The organism is Vibrio sp. L85, assembly GCF_963871815.1.
Lineage (GTDB): Bacteria > Pseudomonadota > Gammaproteobacteria > Enterobacterales > Vibrionaceae > Vibrio > Vibrio harveyi.
Genome location: NZ_CAWMYL010000153.1, coordinates 18,573 through 40,944, shown reverse-complemented (window position 1 = coordinate 40,944; position 22,372 = coordinate 18,573). Strand labels below are relative to the sequence as shown.

Genomic DNA, 22,372 nt, shown 5'->3' with positions numbered 1-22,372 from the left:
TTAAGCTGTTAATTCAGTTAAGAATTAAGCTTGACCTTTAACTTCTTTAAGACCGTTGAAAGGAGCGCGCTCACCTAGAGCTTCCTCGATACGGATTAGTTGGTTGTACTTAGCAACACGGTCAGAACGGCTCATAGAACCAGTTTTGATTTGACCTGCAGCTGTACCTACCGCTAGGTCAGCGATAGTTGCATCTTCAGTTTCGCCAGAACGGTGAGAGATTACTGCTGTGTAACCTGCGTCTTTAGCCATCTTGATTGCAGCTAGAGTCTCAGTTAGAGAACCGATTTGGTTGAACTTGATAAGGATAGAGTTAGCTACGCCTTTCTCGATACCTTCAGCAAGGATCTTAGTGTTAGTAACGAATAGGTCGTCACCTACTAGTTGAAGCTTGTCACCTAGTAGTTCTGTTTGGTGCTTGAAGCCAGCCCAATCAGACTCGTCTAGACCGTCTTCGATAGAAACGATTGGGAATTGGTTAGCTAGCTCAGCTAGGTAGTGGTTGAACTCTTCAGAAGTGAAAGTTTTACCTTCGCCTTTCATGTTGTAGATGCCAGCTTCTTTGTCGAAGAACTCAGATGCTGCACAGTCCATAGCTAGAGTAACGTCTTTACCTAGTTCGTAACCAGCAGCTGCAACAGCTTCTGCGATAACTTCTAGAGCTTCAGCGTTAGACTTAAGGTTTGGAGCGAAACCACCTTCGTCACCAACTGCAGTGCTGTAGCCTTTAGACTTAAGAACTTTAGCTAGGTTGTGGAATACTTCAGCACCGATACGTAGACCTTCTTTAAGAGTCTTAGCACCAACTGGTTGGATCATGAACTCTTGGATGTCAACGTTGTTGTCTGCGTGCTCACCACCGTTGATGATGTTCATCATTGGTAGAGGCATAGAGAACTGACCAGCTGTACCGTTTAGCTCAGCGATGTGCTCGTATAGAGGCATGCCTTTAGCCGCTGCAGCAGCTTTAGCGTTTGCTAGAGAAACAGCTAGGATAGCGTTCGCACCGAACTTAGATTTGTTTTCAGTGCCGTCTAGTTCGATCATTACTGCGTCGATTGCAGCTTGGTCTTTAGCGTCTTTGCCAACTAGAGCTTCAGCGATTGCGCCGTTTACAGCTTCAACAGCTTTAAGAACACCTTTACCTAGGAAACGTGCTTTGTCACCGTCACGTAGCTCAAGAGCTTCGCGAGAACCAGTAGATGCGCCAGATGGAGCTGCCGCCATACCTACGAAACCGCCTTCTAGGTGTACTTCAGCTTCTACAGTTGGGTTACCACGTGAGTCGATGATTTCACGACCTAGAACTTTAACGATCTTAGACATTAATGTTTCCTCTCGTTCAAATATAAATGTCAATTTTAAAGGGCAGCAGCACAACCTTCGCCGCCGCCCGTATCCTTTTACTTCTCGAATTCGCCGCGAGCGTTTTGACCAGCAGCTTTAACGAAACCTGCGAATAGTGGGTGACCATCGCGAGGAGTCGAGGTGAATTCTGGGTGGAATTGAGCCGCTACAAACCATGGGTGAGCTGGGTTCTCAATCATTTCCACTAGTTTCTTGTCCGCTGATAGACCAGATACTTTCAGACCTGCTTTTTCGATTTGCGGACGAAGAACGTTGTTTACTTCGTAACGGTGACGGTGACGTTCGTGAACTGTCGCGCTACCGTATAGTTCACGAGCTTTCGTCCCTTTCTCTAGGTGACATAGCTGTGAACCAAGACGCATCGTACCACCTAGGTCAGACGTTTCAGTACGTTCTTCAACTTTACCTTCGCCGTCTACCCATTCAGTGATCAAACCTACCACAGGGTACTTAGTGTCTTTGTTAAATTCTGTTGAATGTGCACCTTCCATACCCGCTACGTTGCGCGCGTATTCGATCAGTGCTACTTGCATGCCTAGACAGATACCTAGGTAAGGTACTTTGTTTTCACGAGCGTATTGTGCAGCGCGAATCTTACCTTCGATACCACGGTCACCGAAGCCGCCAGGTACTAGGATTGCATCTAGACCTTCAAGTACTTCTACGCCTTTCGTCTCAACATCTTGAGAGTCTACGTATTTAATTGTGACGTTTAGACGGTTTTTCAAGCCTGCGTGTTTAAGTGCTTCGTTTACTGACTTGTAAGCATCTGGTAGTTCGATGTATTTACCGACCATACCGATAGTTACTTCGCCAGTTGGGTTCGCTTCTTCATAAATAACCTGTTCCCATTCAGACAGGTCAGCTTCTGGCGCGTTGATACCAAAGCGAGCACAAACTAGGTCATCTAGACCTTGAGACTTAACAAGTTGAGGGATCTTGTAGATTGAATCTACGTCCTTCATTGAGATTACCGCTTTCTCAGGAACGTTACAGAATAGCGCAATTTTCTTACGCTCGTTCGCTGGGATCATACGATCAGAGCGGCAAACAAGAATATCTGGTTGGATACCGATAGATAGCAGCTCTTTAACAGAGTGCTGAGTTGGCTTAGTTTTCACTTCACCAGCAGCGGCTAGGTAAGGAACTAGCGTTAGGTGCATGAACATTGCGCGCTCACGACCTAGTTCTACAGCAAGCTGACGGATAGCTTCCATAAATGGTAGTGATTCGATATCACCTACCGTACCACCGACTTCAACGATAGCAACATCATGGCCTTCAGAACCTGCAATTACGCGGTCTTTGATAGCGTTAGTGATGTGAGGGATAACCTGAATGGTTGCACCTAGGTAATCGCCGCGACGTTCTTTACGTAGTACGTCTGCATAAACACGACCAGCAGTGAAGTTGTTACGCTTAGTCATCTTGGTGCGGATGAAACGCTCGTAGTGACCAAGGTCAAGGTCAGTCTCTGCGCCATCTTCCGTAACGAACACTTCACCGTGTTGAGTTGGGCTCATTGTGCCTGGATCAACGTTGATGTAAGGGTCAAGCTTCATCATAGTCACTTTAAGACCACGAGCTTCTAGAATAGCTGCAAGAGATGCTGCTGCAATACCTTTACCTAGAGAGGATACAACCCCGCCAGTAACAAAAATGTAATTTGTCGTCATGTTTAACCTGAAATTGGTTGAATGAGGGAAATGGAGTGCTTCTGGACGGGACGTAAATATACCAGAAGCTCCTAACCGCCACAACGTGAAATCTATCACACCGTAATTTTTTATTTTTTGCTTCAAATCAAAGTCGAGTATTCATGCAATTTCAGCTTCGCTCTTCTCGTTTCACTTCATCCCACATGGAATCGAGTTCATCTAGAGTAAAGTCTGCCAGCTGTTTACCGTGCGCTGCAACTTTAGTTTCCACGCCTTTAAAGCGTTTCGAGAACTTTAAGTTGGCTTTTGCCAGTGCCACTTCAGGGTCTTTCCCTAGGTGACGAGACAGGTTCACGGTAGCAAATAAAAGATCGCCTAATTCGAGTTCAACTTTCTCCTCATCCGGAGTAATTTGAAGCACTTCTTCCATTACCTCTTCAATTTCTTCCTGCACTTTTCCGACAACGGGACCAAGCGAGTCCCAATCAAAGCCGAATTTTGCGCACTTTTTCTGGATCTTTGTAGCACGCGAAAGCGCAGGTAGAGAGTTTGGTATTGAGTCTAGGATACTTTCTTCAGCTTTGCCTAATTGTGCTTTCTCTTTGGCTTTTTCCGCTTCCCAGTTGGCGTTAATCGCTTCTTCAGAATCGAATTCTACTTCTGAAAAAACATGCGGGTGACGACGCGTCAGCTTCTCGTTAACGGTTTCCACCACATCAGAAAACTCGAACAATCCCTGCTCTTTCGCCATTTGGCTGTAGAAAATCACTTGGAACAATAAGTCCCCCAACTCTTCTTGCAAGTTCGACCAATCGCGGTTTTGAATCGCATCCACCACTTCGTAGGTTTCTTCAATAGTGTGAGGAACAATGGTGTCGAAGGTCTGCTTTAAGTCCCAAGGACAACCGCTTTCTGGGTCACGCAACTTCGCCATGATTTGTTCTAACTGTTCAATTGGATGACTCATTTTCTCTGTTCCTTTAAACCTTTCTATCTAAAGAAAAAGGTGAGCAGCCAAAACCACTCACCTTTAATTTGTTTTCTAACTGTTTTTACTAAGTAGTTGGTTCTTCTGGCAAGGCAGCAAACTTATGAGACCCATGAGCATAGCTTGTCTATGAGATGGGTCTGGGCCGGCATTCCGGATATAAGTGCAGCTAACGCCGCTAGAAAGCCAAATACGACGTAAAAATTAGCCTAAGCGTTTCACCGACATCACATCCTTGATCTGCTCAACACGTTTCGAAACGCGTGAGAACACCTCAAGGTTGGTCACTTCAAGGTCAAAGTCCATGATCGACATTTGCGTGCGGTAATCGACGCGACTCTTCATGCTGGTGACTTTGATTTTCTCGTTCGCAAATAGCGTTGTGATGTCTTTTAGTAGACCACCACGCTCCATCGCTTCAACACGAACCGTCAAGATGTAAGAGCCGACAAAGCCGCTCCCCCAGACGGTATCAATGATACGTTCTGGTGCGTGATGACGAAGTTCTTCTAGTTGCTCACAGTCACTACGGTGCACCGAAATACCACGACCTTGAGTGATGTAACCTGAGATCTCATCACCTGGGATCGGCTGACAACAGCGCGCTAGGTGTGTCATTAAGTTATCGACACCTTCTACCACAACCGCATCTTTCTTCGGACGGCTTTGCGCTGGCGCGCGATTTTCTGCTTCTTGCAGTTTTTCCAGCGCTTGCTGGTCTTCCTCTTCCGCGGTTGGCTTGTTCACTAACGCGTTGATGTGGTTGATGATCTGGTTAATGCGCAAGTCACCACTACCAATACCAACATACAATTCATCGGCGCTATTAACGTTAAAGCGTTTTAGTGCGTAGTGATCTGCGTCTTTCAGTGTCGCGCCGATTTTCGCCAATTCGTGCTCTAGGATTTCACGACCCGCTTCTAGGTTCTTCTCACGACTTTGTTTGCGGAACCATGCGTTGATTTTCGCACGTGCTCGGCTCGACGTCACAAAGCCCAGAGTCGGGTTCAACCAGTCACGTGAAGGGTTTGGTTCTTTCTGGGTGATGATTTCAACCTGATCACCCATTTGCAGTTTATGGGTGAACGGTACAATACGACCCGCAACTTTAGCGCCGATACAACGGTGACCCACTTCGGAGTGAATGTGGTAAGCGAAATCGAGCGGTGTTGCGCCCATTGGTAGGTCGACAACATCGCCACGTGGGGTAAAGGCATACACGCGGTCATCAAATACCTGACTACGTAGCTCGTCCAACATCTCGCCAGAGTCAGACATCTCTTCTTGCCAATCGAGTAGCTTACGTAGCCATGTGATCTTCTCATCGTAACCGCTGCGGCTACTTGCACCTTCTTTGTATTTCCAGTGCGCAGCAACACCTAGCTCAGAATCTTCGTGCATCTCTTTAGTACGAATCTGGATCTCAATGGTCTTGCCTTCAGGTCCAAGAATCACGGTATGGATAGACTGGTAGCCGTTTGGTTTCGGGTTCGCTACATAATCGTCGAACTCGCTTGGTAGGTGTTTGTATTTGGTGTGAACCACACCTAGAGCGGCATAACAGTCTTGAAGTTTGTCAGCGATGATACGTACTGCTCGTACGTCAAATAATTCATCAAACGCCAGACTCTTCTTCTGCATTTTGCGCCAGATACTGTAGATGTGCTTTGGACGACCACTGACTTCTGCATTGATGCCGCATACGGTCATTTCTTGGGTAAGGTCGTCGACAAAGTCTTTGATGTATTGTTCACGGACAATACGACGCTCAGCCAATTGCTTCGCGATTTGCTTGTAGGTTTCTGGTTGTTGGTAGCGGAAGGCGTAATCTTCGATTTCCCACTTCAACTGACCAATACCAAGGCGGTTTGCCAGAGGCGCATAGATGTTTGCACACTCTTTTGCCGCAGCACGACGAACTTCGTCCGGCGCTTTTTTTACTTCAATCAGGTTGCAGATACGTTCCGCCAGCTTGATGACCACGCAGCGGAAATCATCCACCATTGCCAACAGCATGCGACGAACGTTATCTACTTGAGACGAGGCAGCACCACCATCCATTGTTACATTTAGTTGACCAATTGCCGCCATTTCGTCGACGCCATCGATCAGCTTAATGATTTCTTTGCTGTATTTTTCCTCAAGGAGCTCTCTATCAAAAGCACCACTTGAGACCAAAGGGAACAGTTGCGCCGCGACAAGTGTCGCTTTGTCCATCGACAAGGTGATCAAGATTTCGATCATCTCTCGTCCACGCCACAACAAAAGCTCCGCCTGTTCGTTATCCGCCAACACAGATTGGCAGTCACGATACACTTCGGTTAAGCGTTTCGCTGTGTTCTTCTCTTGACCTAGGCTAGCCACCCAGTTTTCAAGTTCAAACTGTTCATCTTGGTTTAAATGCGCGCTTCTTACCGCAACCATCTCATCATCCTAATTATTATATTTGTGTGGTTTGACTAACACCATCCAGGTTAGTTCTTTCGCCAAGCTTTAAGCGTTGGCTTATTGACCACCCACCACGTGTAAGTGATCAACAAAGTCCCAATTATCAGGACTTTTCAAACAGTGCCATCGATTCTAGATGGCTGGTATGAGGGAACATGTCCAGCATACCTAATTTGGTCAATTGGTAGCCTTGCTCCAGCAAGCTCTGGCTATCCCTTGCAAGGGTAGCAGGATTACACGAAACATAAACTACACGCTGTGCGCCAAGCGCAGAAACTTGATCGATGATCCCACTCGCGCCCGCACGTGCCGGATCAAGCAGCACTTTGTCGAATTGTTCTGCCGCCCAAACTTGCCCTTCAAAATCCTGCTCAAGGTTAGCGTGATAAAATTGCGCGTTATTGATTTGGTTCAAAGATGCATTATTTGCCGCCTTTTCCACCATTTCTGCCACGCCTTCTACGCCAACCACGTGTTTTGCACGTTTCGCAATAGGCAAACTGAAGTTACCCAGGCCACAGAACAAATCTAACACTCGTTCATCACTTTGTGGGTCTAACCACTCTACTGCCTGAGCGACCATTTTCTGGTTTACCGCTTGGTTCACTTGAATAAAGTTATTTGGCGTAAATGGTACGGTGACACCCGCTTCTTGATAGAAAGGCACTTCACCTTCAATCAAATCAAGCTGATCCGTTTCTGGCATTAAGTAGAGCGATGCATTGTGACGCTTCGCCAATTCCACCAACGAATTGGTCTCTTTTTCGGTCAACTTGCTTAGATGGCGCAATGTAATGCATGGACCATTATCGCCTAGCACCAACTCTACGTGACCAAGTTGCTCTGGCTTCTTAAACGCTTTTAACGTCGAGTAGATTTCTGGCAATAGCACATTCAACTCAGGCGCGAGCACTGGGCAGTCTGTCACTTGCGCGATTTGCTTACTCTGTTTCTTACGGAAACCAAAGTGCAACTGACGAGTCTTTTTATCTACGAACAAGCTCACACGAGCACGGCGACGGTAGCCAAGAGACTCACCCAATACAGGCGCATCCAACTCGATATCACTGCCGGCAAATTTTCTCATCAACTGGCGAAGCGTTTGCTGCTTGTGCGTCAATTGTTGGTCATAGCTCAAATGCTGTAGGTCACAGCCACCGCATTCATGGTAGTGCGGACAAAATGGCTCCACGCGAGCGTCACTCGGTTTAAGGATTTTAATCAACTTACCGCGAGCGAATTTGCTCTTTTCTTCCACCAATTGGGTTACCACCTCCTCACCCGGTAGCGCACCATCAATAAACAATGGTTTCTTCTTAAGGTAAGCAATGCCTGCGCCGTGGTGATCCAAACGCTCTACTTGTACCGCTTGGTGACGGGTATTCAGTTGCGTTTTCTTTTTAGGTTGAAAGATACGTGCCATGCTCTGTGCCTGATTTGTGTCTAATTGCTCTACTGCTTCACTATTCTTGATTGCAGCCGTTGTGTGATTCGAGTGACTTGATTATGCTTACCATTTATCCGGTGACGTCACTTCTTTGCTCAAGGCTTTATCGTGCGCTTGAGAAATAATGCGTTATTTTCCCATATCCAGACTCCGATGTAATTAGATAACATGACCAGATATGGCTTAAGAGCACGTGTAATTACACTAACTCTCGCTCCCACTCTCATTATTGGTTTATTACTGAGCGGCTTTTTCTCATTTAACCGCTACCAAGACCTCGAGAAACAAGTTATCACCACAGGCAATAGCATTATCGAACCGCTTGCGATTGCCAGTGAAACTCACCTACTTTCCGAAAGTCGCGAAGCCGTTCGGCGCCTTATCAGTTACGCCCACCGCAAGAACTCAAAACTGGTTCGTAGTATCGCGGTGTTCGATGAAAATCATGAGCTTTTCGTCACTTCTAACTTCCACCCCAATTTTGAAGCTCTGATGTTCCCGAAGGATAAGCCTATCCCTCAATTAGGCAATTCGGAAATCTTCGATAACTCGCTTATTCTGCGCGTGCCGATTCTATCTGAAGGTCACTATCTTTCGGAGCTCTCAAATGAGAATCAGGGCACAAAAGCCATCGGCTACATCGCAGTGGAAATGGATCTTTCGTCACTTCGATTGCAGCAATACCAAGAAGTGTTCTCTGCGTTCTTGGTGTTGATCCTCGGTCTTGGTCTCGCGAGTGTGTTCGCCTCTCGTCTAATGCATGACGTAACCCAACCGATCACTCACATGAAGAACGTTGTTGACCGCATTCGTCGTGGTCACCTTGATGTACGTATCGAAGGTAAAATGCACGGTGAGTTGGACCAGTTGAAAAACGGTATCAACGCCATGGCGGTCTCGCTGTCGGAATACCACGTTGAGATGCAGCACAGTATAGACCAAGCGACGTCAGACTTGCGTGAGACTCTGGAACAGCTAGAGATTCAAAACGTGGAGTTGGACATCGCGAAGAAGCGTGCCCAAGAAGCAGCACGTGTGAAATCCGAATTCTTGGCGAACATGTCTCACGAACTTCGTACTCCGCTGAATGGGGTGATTGGCTTTACCCGCCAGATGCTGAAAACACAGCTATCGAACAGCCAAACGGATTACTTGCAGACCATTGAGAAGTCCGCAAACAACCTACTGAACATCATCAACGACATCCTCGACTTCTCGAAACTGGAAGCCGGTAAGTTGGCGCTGGAAAACATTCCATTTGAATTCCGTGAAAGCTTAGAAGAAGTAATCAACCTACAAGCCACCAGCGCGCACGAGAAAGGTTTGGAAATCACCTTGAAAGTGGATCCGAAGATCCCGCAAGGCTTGGTGGGTGACCCGCTTCGTATCCAACAAATCCTTACTAACTTGGTCGGTAACTCCATCAAATTTACTGAGCGCGGTAACATCGACATCAGCGTTGAGATGCGCTCACAATCTGGTGATTCGGTCGAACTGCAATTCATGGTGCGCGATACTGGTATTGGTATCTCTGAGCGTCAGCAAGCTCAGTTGTTCCAAGCGTTTAGCCAAGCGGATGCAAGTATTTCACGTCGCTATGGTGGTACAGGTCTTGGTCTGGTTATCACTCAGAAACTAGTAAGCCAGATGGGCGGCGAAATCAGCCTAACCAGTCGCCTACACCAAGGTTCAACCTTCTGGTTTACGGTTCGCTTGCACTCAACTGAAATGCCAATGAGCGATCTGATTGAAGTCGAACTACTAACTGGTAAGCAATTGCTGTTGGTTGAACCAAACATGCAAGCGGCGTCAGTGACACAGCAGATCCTGAGCCAAGAAGGCATTCTGGTGACCTACCGCTCTTCGTTGCCAGAAAACGACGAGAACTACGACTACGTATTGTTGAACTTGGCTGCCAACCAAACCTACGATGATCAATCGGTAGCGGCTTGGATTGAACAAGCCAAACGCATGGCGCCGAGTGTGATCATGGGTACGCCAAGTACCGAACTAGCACTGGCAGATCAAGTGATGAACGACCATCAGATCCAATGTCTGACCAAGCCACTATCGCGTCGCAAGCTTCTACAAAGTCTGATCACAGATCATGTCGAAACGCCTCAAGCGGTAATTGCTCCAATTGAGCCTGTAGTGAATGAACGCTTACCACTGACGGTACTTGCGGTCGACGATAACCCAGCTAACTTGAAACTGATCTCTGCGCTATTGAAAGAGCGTGTAGAAACGGTAACAGCGTGCAGCAATGGTCAGCAAGCGGTGAATCTTGCGACTGAGAAGAAATACGATCTGATCTTCATGGACATTCAAATGCCATTGATGGACGGCGTGACGGCTTGTCAGCATATTAAAGAGCTAGAGCTGAACAAAGACACCCCAGTGATTGCGGTGACCGCGCATGCCATGGCAGGCGAGCGTGACCGACTATTAGCAGCGGGGATGGATGACTACCTAACCAAACCAATCGAAGAGCATGTGCTGCAACAGGTTTTGGTCCACTGGAACCCAAATACCTGTACTGAAAGTGTCGATAAAATTGCGCCATCCTATGTCGAACCAGTTGTGGAAACTGCGCCATCAGCGCCAGAAAAGCCACAGCAAGATGTCATCATCGACTGGCAAGCGGCATTGAAACAAAGTGCCAACAAGGAAGACTTAGCCAAAGACATGCTGCGCATGCTGATTGATTTTATTCCAGAGGTGGAAGAAGTGGTCGATCAAGCATTAGAACAAGAAGACTTCTCGCGTGATGATCTTATCCATGTGGTACATAAACTTCACGGCAGCAGCTCTTACTGTGGCGTGCCGAGATTAAAGTCTCTGTGTGCAACCTTGGAACAAGCACTGCGCTCGGGCGCTGACATCGAAGACATCGAACCGGAAATGTTCGAACTGCAAGATGAGATGATTAAAGTCACCACGACGGCGAAACTCTATCTTGAACAGTAGAAAATAACGTATTAAATCAGAGACATAAAAAAGCCAGAGCATCGACTCTGGCTTTTTCGTATTCGGTTATTAATCCGTAATCAGGCTAAGTTAGGATTCAAAAATCACCGTCGCGACCGCGTAATGACGTTCATCCGAAATCGACAGATGAACATGATTGACGCCCATCGACTCGGCGATTTGCTTCGCCACACCGGATAAGGTCAATATCGGTTTACCGAACTCATCATTCGAAACTGTAAAATCATGGAAGGTCACGCCTTTTGCGATGCCTGTACCTAGCGCTTTTGAGGCAGCCTCTTTTACTGCGAAACGCTTCGCAAGGTAGCGCCCTTTTTGCTTCAATTCAGCAAACTTTACCATTTCATCTTGCGACAAAATGCGCTTTGCGAAGGGCTCACCCGTTCGACCGAGCGCTTTTTCAATGCGCTCAATCTCTGCGATGTCAGTGCCTAATCCTAAAATTGCCATGCTTAAATCTGATTACTTACGAGCCGCAACCATGATGGCTTTCATTTCTGCCACAGATTTTTCTAAACCATCGAAAACCGCACGACCAATGATCGAGTGACCGATGTTAAGCTCGTAGATTTCTGGCAGTGCCGCGATTGGTGCAACGTTGTGGTAAGTCAGACCGTGACCTGCGTTTACGATGATACCTAGGTCATCAGCGTAGCTTGCGCCTGCTGCAATCTTCTTCAGTTCATCTTGCTGATCTTCTTCTGTTGTCGCATCTGCGTAGTGACCTGTGTGAAGCTCAATGTAAGGTGCGCCACAAGCTTTTGCCGCATCGATCTGTTGACGGTCAGCATCGATGAATAGAGAGACTTTAATGCCCGCTTCAGTTAGCTTTTGCGTTGCCGCTTTCACTTTCTCAAGTTGACCGACAACATCCAGACCACCTTCTGTTGTCAACTCTTCACGTTTTTCAGGAACCAGACAAACGAACTCAGGCTTAGTTTGTAGCGCAATCTCAACCATCTCGTCCGTTACCGCCATTTCAAGGTTCATACGAGTTTGAATGGTTTCACGTAGGATACGTACGTCACGATCTAGAATGTGGCGACGGTCTTCACGTAGGTGGATGGTAATACCGTCAGCACCGGCACGCTCTGCGATCTCAGCAGCATGAACTGGATCTGGGTATTTAGTACCACGTGCATTACGTAGAGTGGCAATATGGTCGATATTAACGCCTAAGTAGATTGAGCTCATTTTCCGTTACTCCGTGCTCGATATGTCTGAATGAATAATTCGCGACTTTTTAAAGGTTTGCCGCCAAGATACGGCTTTAATGCCATACGTGTAAAGCGTTTCGCCGCTTTTAATTGCTCTTTAGTGACGAATCGCCGTTCACTAATCGCAATCAATTCATTACCTAAAAATGTCAGATTGTCGCGCCTTACTGAAGCTATGAATCCCTTTTGTTCACGATAACGGTAAGTCATCTCAGGATCGACAGGCTCACCCGTCCCGGCACAATGCAAGAAATCAACGCCATAGCCCATTGAAGACAGCAGAGCCAGTTCAAAACGACGCAAGCCCGGTTCAGGGTTATCACTCTGAGCCAATTCCGTTAGTGCATGCAGGTAATCATGAAACAGCGCAGGCATCGGCACTTCCGCAATTAACACGCGCCCGACTAATTCATTTACGTACATTGCGGAGTAAAGGTTTATCCCAAACAACGGCAAACCCAAACTGATTGGCTCAGCCTGACGTAAGGTTTTCATTGAGCCTTTGCCGGACCATTTCAACAATAGTGGCGTGAAGGGCTGTAATGCCCCTTTAAGATTGGAGCGTTTGCTGCGCGCGCCTTTCGCCATCAACGTGATACGACCATACTCCTCGCTGAATACATCAAGGATCAAGCTCGATTCACTGTAAGGGCGTCGGTGCAATACAAAGCAGCGCTGGAAGCCTTCTGAAGACTGGTTGCTCATTTCAATCAGTGTGCCTAAGTCGGTAATAAAAAATAAGGAGCCAAGCGGCTCCCTATTCTAATCGATATTATATTTTAGTCGATGTTGGAACGAAGTGTCTTCGTTACCAAACTTACAAGCAACCAAGCTTATAGATCGTCAATGTAACCTAGTGAGCGTAGAGCACGTTCGTCGTCTGCCCAACCAGATTTCACTTTTACCCAAGTCTCTAGGTAAACCTTACGACCGAATAGCTCTTCCATATCTAAGCGCGCTTCACGACCAATTGTCTTGATCTTCTCGCCACCTTTACCAATCACCATTTTCTTCTGACCATTACGTTCAACAAGAATCAGGGCGTTGATATGGAAACCGTCCGTTTCTGGGTTGTAATCGAAACGCTCAATCTCAACCGTTACCGAGTATGGCAGCTCTTCACCAGTAAAACGCATCAGTTTTTCACGCACGATTTCAGACGCCATGAAACGCTGAGAGCGGTCTGTTACGTATTCTTCTGGGAAGTGGTGCGTTGCTTCTGGCAAGTGATCGCGAACGTGCTTGCGCAGTACGTCGATGTTCTTACCTTGCTTTGCAGAGATTGGCACAACGTCAACGAAATCCATCTTCTTCGACATCTCGGCCATGTGCATCATCACTTCGTTACGATCTTGCACGTTGTCTACCTTGTTCACACAAAGCACAACAGGGAAGTTCGACTTTTGAAGCTTAGTCAGCACCATCTCGTCGTCTTTGGTCCAATGCGTACCGTCGACCAAGAAGAAGACTAGGTTCACATCACTTAGAGATGAGTTGGCTGCACGGTTCATCAAGCGGTTAATCGCGCGCTTCTCTTCAATGTGAAGTCCCGGCGTATCTACGTAGATCGCTTGGTAATCACCATCTGTATCCACACCCATGATGCGGTGACGCGTCGTTTGCGGTTTACGAGACGTGATCGAAATCTTCTGACCCAAGATTTTGTTCAGAAGCGTCGATTTACCTACGTTTGGACGACCAACAATCGCAATGAAGCCACAGTGTTGGTTCTCTGGTGAACTTACTTCACCGTGTGATGCGAAAAACGCATCGATGTCGAATTCGTTATCAGCCATTCGTTAATTGCTCAAGTGCCGTTTCTGCAGCCGCTTGTTCTGCCTTGCGGCGGCTGGTGCCTTTACCGATTACAGGCTTATCCACACCTGCTACGTCACACTCAACCGTGAACTCTTGGTTGTGCGCTTCACCTTTAATATTAGTCACTGTGTAGACAGGCAGCGGTTTTCTTCTGCCTTGCAGGAACTCTTGTAGGCGAGTTTTTGGATCTTTTTGTGATACACCAGGCTTAATCGCCTCAAGACGCGAGTTGTACCAGCTCAGTACGATACCGCGAACTTGTTCAATATCACTATCAAGGTAAATCGCACCAATAATGGCTTCTACCGCATCGGCTAGAATAGAGTCTCGGCGGAATCCGCCACTCTTCAATTCACCTGGACCTAATTTTAAATAATCTCCTAGATCGAATTCACGACCCAGTTCCGCCAATGTGTGCCCACGAACCAAGGTCGCGCGCATACGGCTCATGTCACCTTCGTTCACTTTCGGGAAACGATGGTACAGATCATCAGCGATGACAAAACTTAAAATTGAATCGCCCAGAAACTCAAGACGTTCATTGTGCTTACTATTGGCGCTGCGGTGAGTCAGCGCCAAGTTGATAAGCCCAGCATCCTTAAATTGGTAGCCGAGCTTTCTCTCTAGTTTCTCAATTGGAGAATTCATACTCTCTCGATATGTAATGGTTAGTGAATGCCACCGACGCGGTTAAAACGCACACCAGTTGGAATCCATGAAGGTAGAACACTATCTGCGCCACGATCAAACTCGAAGCTGATCCAGATCGCAACAGCTTTACCGACTAAGTTTGCTTCTGGAACAAAGCCCCAGTAACGGCTGTCAGCACTGTTGTCACGGTTATCACCCATAACGAAGTACTGACCTTGTGGTACAACCCACTCGTTAACACCTGGACGTGGTTGGTAGTTCTGCACGCGGTCACGAGTTAATGGGTTCACCAAAATTTGGTGCTCAACTTCACCCAGTTTTTCATTCATCTGAATCAGAGGAATACCGTTTTGGATGAATTGACTTTCTTCAACATTGTTCAGCTTAACTGGCTTACAAGATGACTCACCTTTCGATTGAATACATACCTGCTTATCCGCAGAGTAACGAACGGTATCACCAGGCAAACCTACCACACGTTTAATGTAGTCAACGTTTGGCTGTGGTGGGTACTTGAATACCACGATGTCGCCACGCTCAGGCTTGCCAGTTTCCACTAGCTGCGTGCGCCATACCGGATCTTTCAATCCGTACGCGTATTTCTCCACCAAAATGAAGTCACCCACTAGTAGGGTTGGCATCATTGAGCCTGAAGGGATTTGGAACGGTTCATAGATAAAAGAACGTAATACCAATACGAATGCAAGCACTGGGAAGATAGAAACGCTGTTCTCTACCCACCACGGTTGGCTTTCTACTTTTTGTAGCGTCACCGCATCCAGACCATTGGTTGTTTGCGCTTGGATCTCCGCTACTTTCGCTTGACGTTTTTTCGCAAACACCAGCTTTTCTAGTAGCCAAACTACGCCAGTTACCAAAGTCACGATAACTAGAATCAGTGAGAATGTATTCGCCATTAAATTCCCTTATCTAAAAATACGAAAGTGAAAGAGCCGAAACCCTTTCACTTATTTAACTATCTAACGTCTTATGACAGACAAGAGCACGAGATAGTTCAACTCTAGTCTTTACCAACGTGAAGAATTGCTAGGAACGCTTCTTGAGGCAGCTCTACGTTACCGATCTGCTTCATACGTTTCTTACCTTCTTTCTGTTTCTTCAGAAGTTTCTTCTTACGGCTCACGTCACCACCGTAACATTTCGCGATTACGTTCTTACGTAGCTGTTTCACTGTAGAACGTGCGATGATGTGGTTACCGATAGCCGCTTGGATCGCGATGTCGAACATCTGACGAGGAATGAACTCTTTCATTTTCTCAACAAGCTGACGACCACGAGTCTGAGACTGATCTTTGTGCGTAATCAGCGCTAGCGCATCCACTTTGTCGCCGTTCAGTAGTACGTCTACACGTACCATGTTCGATGCTTCAAAGCGTTGGAAGTTGTAATCCAGAGACGCGTAGCCACGTGATGTCGACTTCAAACGGTCGAAGAAGTCCAGTACCACTTCTGCCATTGGGATGTCGTAAGTGATCGCAACTTGGTTACCGTGGTAAACCATGTCCACCTGTACGCCACGCTTCTCAACACATAGTGTGATTACGTTACCTAGGTAGTCCGCTGGTACTAGGATGTTACAGCGCGCGATAGGCTCACGGATCTCTTCGATGTCGTTAACCGCTGGCAGTTTTGCAGGGCTATCAACGTACAGAGTCTCACCGTTAGTTTGTTCTACTTCGTAAACTACCGTTGGTGCCGTTGTAATCAGGTCGAGGTCGTATTCACGCTCTAGACGCTCTTGGATGATTTCCATGTGCAGCATGCCTAGGAAACCACAACGGAAACCAAAGCCTAGTGCTGCTGAGTTTTCTGGCTCGTAGAATAGCGATGCATCGTTTAGGCTAAGTTTACCTAGTGCGTCACGGAAGTTTTCGTAATCATCAGAAGATACTGGGAACAGACCCGCGTATACCTGAGGTTTTACTTTCTTAAAGCCTGGAAGTGGCTTCTCGCTGCCGTTTTTCGCTAGCGTCAGCGTATCACCTACTGGTGCGCCTAGGATGTCTTTGATACCACAAACTACCCAGCCTACTTCGCCAGTACGCAGAACATCAGTGTCCACTTGCTTAGGCGTGAAGATACCTAGACGATCCACACCCCAAGTTTGACCTGTGCTCATTACTTTGATCTTGTCGTTTTTCTTCAGTGAACCGTTTTTAATACGAACCAAAGAAACAACGCCAAGGTAGTTATCGAACCATGAGTCGATGATCAGCGCTTGAAGTGGCGCGTCTGGATCACCTTCTGGTGCTGGAATTGCTGATACGATGTTTTCTAGAACGTCGTCAACACCTAGACCTGTCTTCGCAGAACAGCGGGTTGCTTCCATTGCATCGATACCAACGATCTCTTCAATTTCTTCCGCTACACGCTCGGGATCAGCAGCTGGTAGGTCAATCTTGTTCAGGATTGGCACAACCTCTAGATCCATTTCGATTGCGGTGTAACAGTTAGCTAGGGTTTGAGCCTCTACACCCTGACCTGCGTCAACCACCAGTAGCGCGCCTTCACAAGCAGCTAGAGAACGTGATACTTCGTACGCAAAGTCAACGTGTCCCGGAGTATCGATGAAGTTCAACTGGTACGTTTCGCCGTCTTTAGCGGTGTAGTTCAGCGTCACACTCTGAGATTTGATGGTGATACCACGCTCACGTTCAAGATCCATAGAATCCAGAACCTGTGCGGCCATTTCACGATCGCTTAATCCACCACAAACTTGGATTAGACGGTCAGATAGGGTCGACTTACCATGGTCGATGTGGGCGATAATCGAAAAGTTACGAATGTGCTTCATAGATTTAGGGTGACTAACTCTTTACAAATAGGGACAGTAAGAAAGCCGTCTGTTGACGGCATTTCAATCAAGTTGGCAGATTCTACCCAATTTCGTTAACGGGCGCACCTTATTTAAAGTCTAGAACTTATTGAATAGGTTCACCGAGAACTCGAATGAGGGTGACTTGGCGTTTTGACTCATCTTCTAGTGGGCGTGACACACGTTTTGCGAGCCACATACCACCTGCTGCGAACAATACCGAAGCTAGGATGGTAATGCCCTCACCGCCTGCGGTTAAAGGTACTAGCAGGAAGTTGCCAATTACAGCACCGAGAATCAAACCAAACAAAGGAAGAAGGTAGACCGCCATAGCTGATTTGATAAGGCTTGCTTCGGGGAAACCAATTTCCACGACCTGACCAACTTTGACGGATTTTGGGGTACGCAAATGCCACGACAGCGTTTTGTTACCGATCGCTTTGGTAACCACGCCTGTGCCGCAGCTTTTTTGCGATGAACAGCTGCTGCAACTGGTCTGTTGCTCGCAGCTGATATCGACATCATATTGCTGACCGTGACGGTGAACGCCCGTCACGGTAGCCAATGCAGTCATCATTGCACTTCACTCTTTGTTACATTAAAAGTGACCGATTGTGCGATACGCTGAGCCGTTGCCGGCGGAATATCACCAACAACTGAGATTTCATGGTTGCCGCTGACAAAGCTGTGCAATGTACGGCGACCTTGACGAACCAGTTGACCTTTCAACGAGTGCTCGTCTTTGTCAGCTACATACACTGAAAAGCTAAATAGTCCATCAGAGTAAAGTTGGCTTTCTACCATTTGGTCAGTCACTGCCATGCGGTAACGATTCAGTTCATTTGGATGGAACCCTTCCGGTGTCCAACCCACGGTCCAGTTACTGGTACCGATATCGCCTTTTGGCATTGTCAGAACCGCGGGTAATTGAACCTCTTCCAAACCACTCATCAGTTCACCAATCTTAGGGTTCACTGAGTAAGAAATAGTACGGTACTGCTCAAGCATTTCACCATCACGATCAACGAGATCAGCACGCAGTGGCAGTTTACTCTTCTCATCAATCCACAATACGTAAGAGTAACGTAGCCCATCTTTTGGCACGATGCGCAGCACTTGTGTTGGAACACCAGCCTCACGGGCACGACCTACTTTTACGTAGTCATAGTACAAGTTTAGCTCGTCGATGTTAGCGTTCAGCATCGGCATGATTGGAGCAACCATTTTACCCGATTCGATGGTAAACGGTTCTGCGCCAGTTTCGATATAGCTTACTTCTGTGCCGCGACGGATCACTTCACGTACAGGACCACTCAAATACACAAGATGTGCGTACTGGTCTTTGTCGTGAGTCGCGTGACGATACAGCAAAGGTTCAATGCTGTTCTTTTTGATAAGGATATAAGAGAGTTCGTAGCTTAAATTCTTGCTCGCCTCGCTCATTTGATGCAATAAAGCCTCCGCTGGCTTATCACCAGCAAAGGCTTGCGAAGACATCAGACTGAACAGAGCGCAAGCGCTGATCAGAAATTTTTTCATTCAATATCCGGTGTCAGATGTGCATCTTGTTGAGACGCATCACTGTTAATTCTTAGCTGCAGTTCGTAGTCACGAAGCATAGCATGAACGCGTTTGCGTTGCTCTTGCATATTTGCTTCACCAACGGAACGCTCTACGGATTCACGCGTCAAGCTTACTGGTTCAGCGCTGCCCGCAAATGGCACAGTCTGAAGCACAGGAAGTTGGTCAGCTTGCGGCGACATTGGGTCGCTACCGCCGTACTGTTGAACGCCTAATATCACAACAAGTGACACACACGCAGCAACGGCAACTTGACCAAACTGAGTCAACCATGCAGGCAACTGGCGTTTCGCTTTTTGTGGCTCTGGTTGCGACTCTTTTGGCGCGTCGTTAATTGAAATTACGTTAGCACTGCGCGAATCGATAGCACGATGCACAGGCTCGTCTTCTAACGCTAACGCTACGCTTTCAGCAATATTCCACTCAGGCTTTGCTGGCGCTTCGCCTCGCATCACATCACCAATCAGGTGATAGTTCTGCCAAGCATCACGGCTCTCTTGGTCTTGCTCTAATTCTTGAATTAAAGCCTTATCGACCAATTCTCCATCCATGAGAGCTGAAAGTTTTTCTTTGTCAGCCATTATTTTCACCATAGTTATCACTTGTACTAGCGCTGCAAAAGAGGTTTGATTTTCTTTTCCACCGCCTCACGAGCACGGAAGATACGCGATCGTACCGTTCCCACCGGGCAATCCATTACTTCAGCAATTTCCTCGTAGCTCAAGCCATCAAGCTCGCGCAGAGTCATTGCGGTTTTTAAATCTTCAGGTAAGGCTTCGATTGCACTGAACACTACCCGTTGCAATTCTTTGGACAACGTTAAGTTCTCAGGGTTCGAAATTTCTTTAAGTGCATTACCTGTTTCGTAAAATTCAGCTTCTTCAGCATCAACGTCTGTTGCAGGTGGTCTACGACCTTGAGCAACGATGTGATTTTTCGCAGTATTCACTGCAATGCGATACAGCCAAGTGTAAAACGCACTCTCCCCACGAAAACTAGGGATAGCTCGGTAAGCCTTGATAAACGCTTCTTGTGCTACATCTGGAACATCGCCAGGATTACTTACGTATCTGGAGATAAGGTTACATACCTTGTTCTGGTACTTTGTTACCAGCAGGTTGAATGCTTGCTTATCGCCATTCTGAACTCGCTCAATCAATACTTGATCGGTCAGCTGCTCGTTCATTCGAGCGGATACTCCTATTTGTTATGCCCCTACTCTTCTCAGATATGGGTACTAATTATGCAAAACGTAGTATTGACACCACTGCTTACTTGAGCACTATTGTGACCCTGACGTGAATGAGAAAGTTCCATGGTTTCTCAAATTTTTTGTCATTGTTTTTTCACAGTGTGATGTCACTAGCCAAATCCCGCTCCTCGTCCGACTTAAGTCTCGTTTTGACAAGCGAGCATACTGGTGGGGAAATGGGTATAATGGATGATCTCTGTCCCAGATTGTGCTGGGTAGAGCATAGAAAAGCAATGGCATTGACAAACTATTACTTTTCATTTGCATGGCTAATGGCTATCAGAACATCGCGTTACAAACAAAACTCAGGAAGCATCTGCATGCCCAAGGCATGGCAAAATAAGAGTGGCTGAAGTCACCAAGGTAACGCCGATTTCGATACGTCTCCCAACTTAGCCCTTAGCGACGGATGTCGCGTTAATGGAATGCACATGGTGTGCAAAATATACACAAGGTAGCCTTGTTACCTTAGCTTGGGATTGTAAAAGTAATATGAACACAAATCGTGAACATGAATGTGATGTGTTAGTGGTAGGGAGTGGCGCCGCGGGCTTGTCGTTGGCTTTGCGTGTCGCAAACCACTGTAAGGTAATGGTTCTAAGTAAAGGACCGCGCAGCGAAGGCGCAACGTATTACGCGCAAGGTGGTATCGCTGCCGTATTTGATGAGTCGGACACCATTGAGTCTCACGTTGAAGATACGCAAATTGCCGGGGATGGAATCTGTGATGAAGAGACCGTTAAGTTCATCGCGGAAAACTCAAAAGAGTGTGTACAGTGGTTGATTGATGGTGGTGTACCATTCGATCGTGAAGATGATGATTCTGACGATGAGCCACGTTATCACTTAACTCGCGAAGGCGGTCACAGCCGTCGACGTATTTTGCACGCTGCTGATGCCACTGGCATGGCAATGCAAACCTCTCTACAAGACAATGCACACAGCCACCCAAACATTCATGTTCTTGAGCGCCATAATGCTCTGGATTTGATCACCGAAGATAAAATCGGCGGCGACAAAAACAAGATCATTGGCGCTTATATTTGGAACCGCAACGAAGAACAAGTTGAAACTGTTCGCGCTAAATTTGTTGTTCTCGCAACGGGCGGCGCTTCCAAAGTTTACCAATACACTTCTAACCCAGACGTGTCATCTGGTGATGGTATCGCAATCGCGTGGCGTGCAGGTTGTCGTGTTGCGAACCTAGAGTTCAACCAATTCCACCCAACCTGTCTTTACCACCCAGAAGCACGTAACTTCTTGTTGACTGAAGCATTGCGTGGTGAGGGGGCGTATTTACGTCGTCCAGACGGTTCACGTTTTATGCCGGATTTCGACGAGCGTAAAGAGCTTGCTCCACGTGATGTCGTGGCTCGCGCGATCGACTTCGAAATGAAGCGCTTAGGTGCTGATTGCATGTATCTCGATATCAGCCATAAGCCTGCGGATTTCATTACTAAGCATTTCCCAACTATCTACTCTCGTTTGATGGATTTGGGTATCGACATGACTAAAGAGCCGATCCCAATTGTACCTGCGGCGCACTACACATGCGGCGGCGTCATGGTCGATCAAAATGGTCATACCGACCTGAAGAACCTCTATGCGATTGGTGAAGTGAGCTATACAGGCTTGCACGGCGCGAACCGTATGGCATCGAACTCACTACTTGAGTGTGTGGTTTACGCATGGTCGGCAGCCAAAGACATTCTTAAACATCACAGCGAAGTAGAACTAGCACCGCAGGTTCCATGTTGGGATGAAAGCCAAGTGACCAACAGTGATGAAGAAGTGATCATCCAACATAACTGGCATGAGCTGCGCCTATTTATGTGGGATTACATGGGTATCGTTCGTACCGATAAACGTCTTGAACGCGCACTGCGTCGTATTCAGATGCTGCAACAAGAGACGCATGAGTACTACAGTCACTTCCGCGTATCAAACAACTTGCTAGAGCTACGTAACCTGCTGCAAGTCGCAGAGCTAATGGTGCGTTGCGCGATGCAGCGTAAAGAGAGTCGTGGTCTGCACTACACCTTGGATTATCCAAATCAGCTAGAAAATAGTGGTCCAACAATTCTTACGCCAAACAAATAGCACTGACACTAAAAAGTAAG

The 22,372-nt window shown here is 47.1% G+C and carries 18 protein-coding genes; 2 read left to right on the top strand and 16 right to left on the bottom strand.

All coding sequences use genetic code 11. From position 1 onward, the window contains the following. Positions 1–24 precede the first annotated feature (24 nt). The 5 genes from eno to rlmD form a co-directional block, all read right to left on the bottom strand. Entirely contained in the window at positions 25–1,326 is a 1,302-nt protein-coding gene (gene eno, locus AACR11_RS15510) for a phosphopyruvate hydratase (protein WP_005425372.1), read from the bottom strand. Positions 1,327–1,403: 77 nt separating this feature from the next. Next, positions 1,404–3,044 carry a CTP synthase gene (locus tag AACR11_RS15505; RefSeq protein ID WP_005449808.1) on the bottom strand — a complete coding sequence of 547 codons (1,641 nt, stop codon included), beginning with the start codon at positions 3,042–3,044 and terminating at the stop codon, positions 1,404–1,406. A gap of 151 nt (positions 3,045–3,195) precedes the next feature. Further along, positions 3,196–3,993 (bottom strand): nucleoside triphosphate pyrophosphohydrolase, encoded by a 798-nt coding sequence (gene mazG / locus AACR11_RS15500; RefSeq protein WP_009698772.1) that lies wholly within the window; start codon positions 3,991–3,993, stop codon positions 3,196–3,198. 225 nt (positions 3,994–4,218) lie between these two features. Continuing rightward, positions 4,219–6,438: a GTP diphosphokinase gene (gene relA, locus AACR11_RS15495; protein ID WP_005449804.1), complete on the bottom strand. Its 2,220-nt coding sequence runs from the start codon at positions 6,436–6,438 to the stop codon at positions 4,219–4,221. A gap of 127 nt (positions 6,439–6,565) precedes the next feature. Further along, on the bottom strand, positions 6,566–7,885 hold the full coding sequence (gene rlmD, locus AACR11_RS15490; protein ID WP_079324421.1) for a 23S rRNA (uracil(1939)-C(5))-methyltransferase RlmD: 1,320 nt from the start codon (positions 7,883–7,885) through the stop codon (positions 6,566–6,568). 192 nt (positions 7,886–8,077) lie between these two features. On the opposite strand from rlmD, the gene barA reads away from it, so the two are divergent. Then, the gene (gene barA, locus AACR11_RS15485; protein ID WP_017189116.1) at positions 8,078–10,876 is read left to right on the top strand and encodes a two-component sensor histidine kinase BarA; all 2,799 of its coding nucleotides are present in this window, start codon (positions 8,078–8,080) and stop codon (positions 10,874–10,876) included. 90 nt (positions 10,877–10,966) lie between these two features. Here the strand turns inward: barA and acpS are convergent, their stop codons facing one another. The 11 genes from acpS to rpoE all read right to left on the bottom strand — a co-directional run bounded on the left by acpS (position 10,967) and on the right by rpoE (position 20,186). Further along, positions 10,967–11,347, bottom strand: a complete 381-nt coding sequence (gene acpS, locus AACR11_RS15480; RefSeq protein WP_005449797.1) for a holo-ACP synthase — start codon at positions 11,345–11,347, stop codon at positions 10,967–10,969. Positions 11,348–11,359: 12 nt separating this feature from the next. Further along, positions 11,360–12,091: a pyridoxine 5'-phosphate synthase gene (gene pdxJ, locus AACR11_RS15475; RefSeq protein ID WP_005426507.1), complete on the bottom strand. Its 732-nt coding sequence runs from the start codon at positions 12,089–12,091 to the stop codon at positions 11,360–11,362. Further along, positions 12,088–12,819, bottom strand: a complete 732-nt coding sequence (recO, locus tag AACR11_RS15470; RefSeq protein WP_009701980.1) for a DNA repair protein RecO — start codon at positions 12,817–12,819, stop codon at positions 12,088–12,090. Before recO ends, pdxJ begins: the two co-directional genes overlap by 4 nt. A gap of 128 nt (positions 12,820–12,947) precedes the next feature. Further along, a complete protein-coding gene (gene era / locus AACR11_RS15465) occupies positions 12,948–13,910 on the bottom strand; it encodes a GTPase Era (protein WP_009698775.1) in 963 nt (320 codons plus the stop codon). Next, positions 13,903–14,580 carry a ribonuclease III gene (rnc, locus tag AACR11_RS15460; RefSeq protein ID WP_005449793.1) on the bottom strand — a complete coding sequence of 226 codons (678 nt, stop codon included), beginning with the start codon at positions 14,578–14,580 and terminating at the stop codon, positions 13,903–13,905. The genes era and rnc overlap by 8 nt, the downstream gene beginning before the upstream one ends. Positions 14,581–14,600: 20 nt before the next feature. Beyond that, entirely contained in the window at positions 14,601–15,500 is a 900-nt protein-coding gene (gene lepB / locus AACR11_RS15455) for a signal peptidase I (protein WP_009703966.1), read from the bottom strand. A gap of 104 nt (positions 15,501–15,604) precedes the next feature. After that, positions 15,605–17,398: a translation elongation factor 4 gene (lepA, locus tag AACR11_RS15450; RefSeq protein ID WP_005449790.1), complete on the bottom strand. Its 1,794-nt coding sequence runs from the start codon at positions 17,396–17,398 to the stop codon at positions 15,605–15,607. A gap of 127 nt (positions 17,399–17,525) precedes the next feature. Further along, positions 17,526–17,996 (bottom strand): SoxR reducing system RseC family protein, encoded by a 471-nt coding sequence (locus AACR11_RS15445; protein ID WP_005449788.1) that lies wholly within the window; start codon positions 17,994–17,996, stop codon positions 17,526–17,528. Then, positions 17,993–18,958, bottom strand: coding sequence for a sigma-E factor regulatory protein RseB (gene rseB, locus AACR11_RS15440; protein WP_005449786.1), 966 nt, complete (start codon positions 18,956–18,958; stop codon positions 17,993–17,995). Before rseB ends, AACR11_RS15445 begins: the two co-directional genes overlap by 4 nt. Further along, positions 18,955–19,581 (bottom strand): sigma-E factor negative regulatory protein, encoded by a 627-nt coding sequence (locus AACR11_RS15435; RefSeq protein WP_005449785.1) that lies wholly within the window; start codon positions 19,579–19,581, stop codon positions 18,955–18,957. The genes rseB and AACR11_RS15435 overlap by 4 nt, the downstream gene beginning before the upstream one ends. Before the next feature lie 26 nt (positions 19,582–19,607). Beyond that, complete coding sequence (gene rpoE, locus AACR11_RS15430; RefSeq protein WP_005449784.1) at positions 19,608–20,186, bottom strand: RNA polymerase sigma factor RpoE; 579 nt, start codon at positions 20,184–20,186, stop codon at positions 19,608–19,610. 558 nt (positions 20,187–20,744) lie between these two features. On the opposite strand from rpoE, the gene nadB reads away from it, so the two are divergent. Continuing rightward, positions 20,745–22,352 (top strand): L-aspartate oxidase, encoded by a 1,608-nt coding sequence (nadB, locus tag AACR11_RS15425; RefSeq protein ID WP_029790327.1) that lies wholly within the window; start codon positions 20,745–20,747, stop codon positions 22,350–22,352. Positions 22,353–22,372 lie beyond the last annotated feature (20 nt).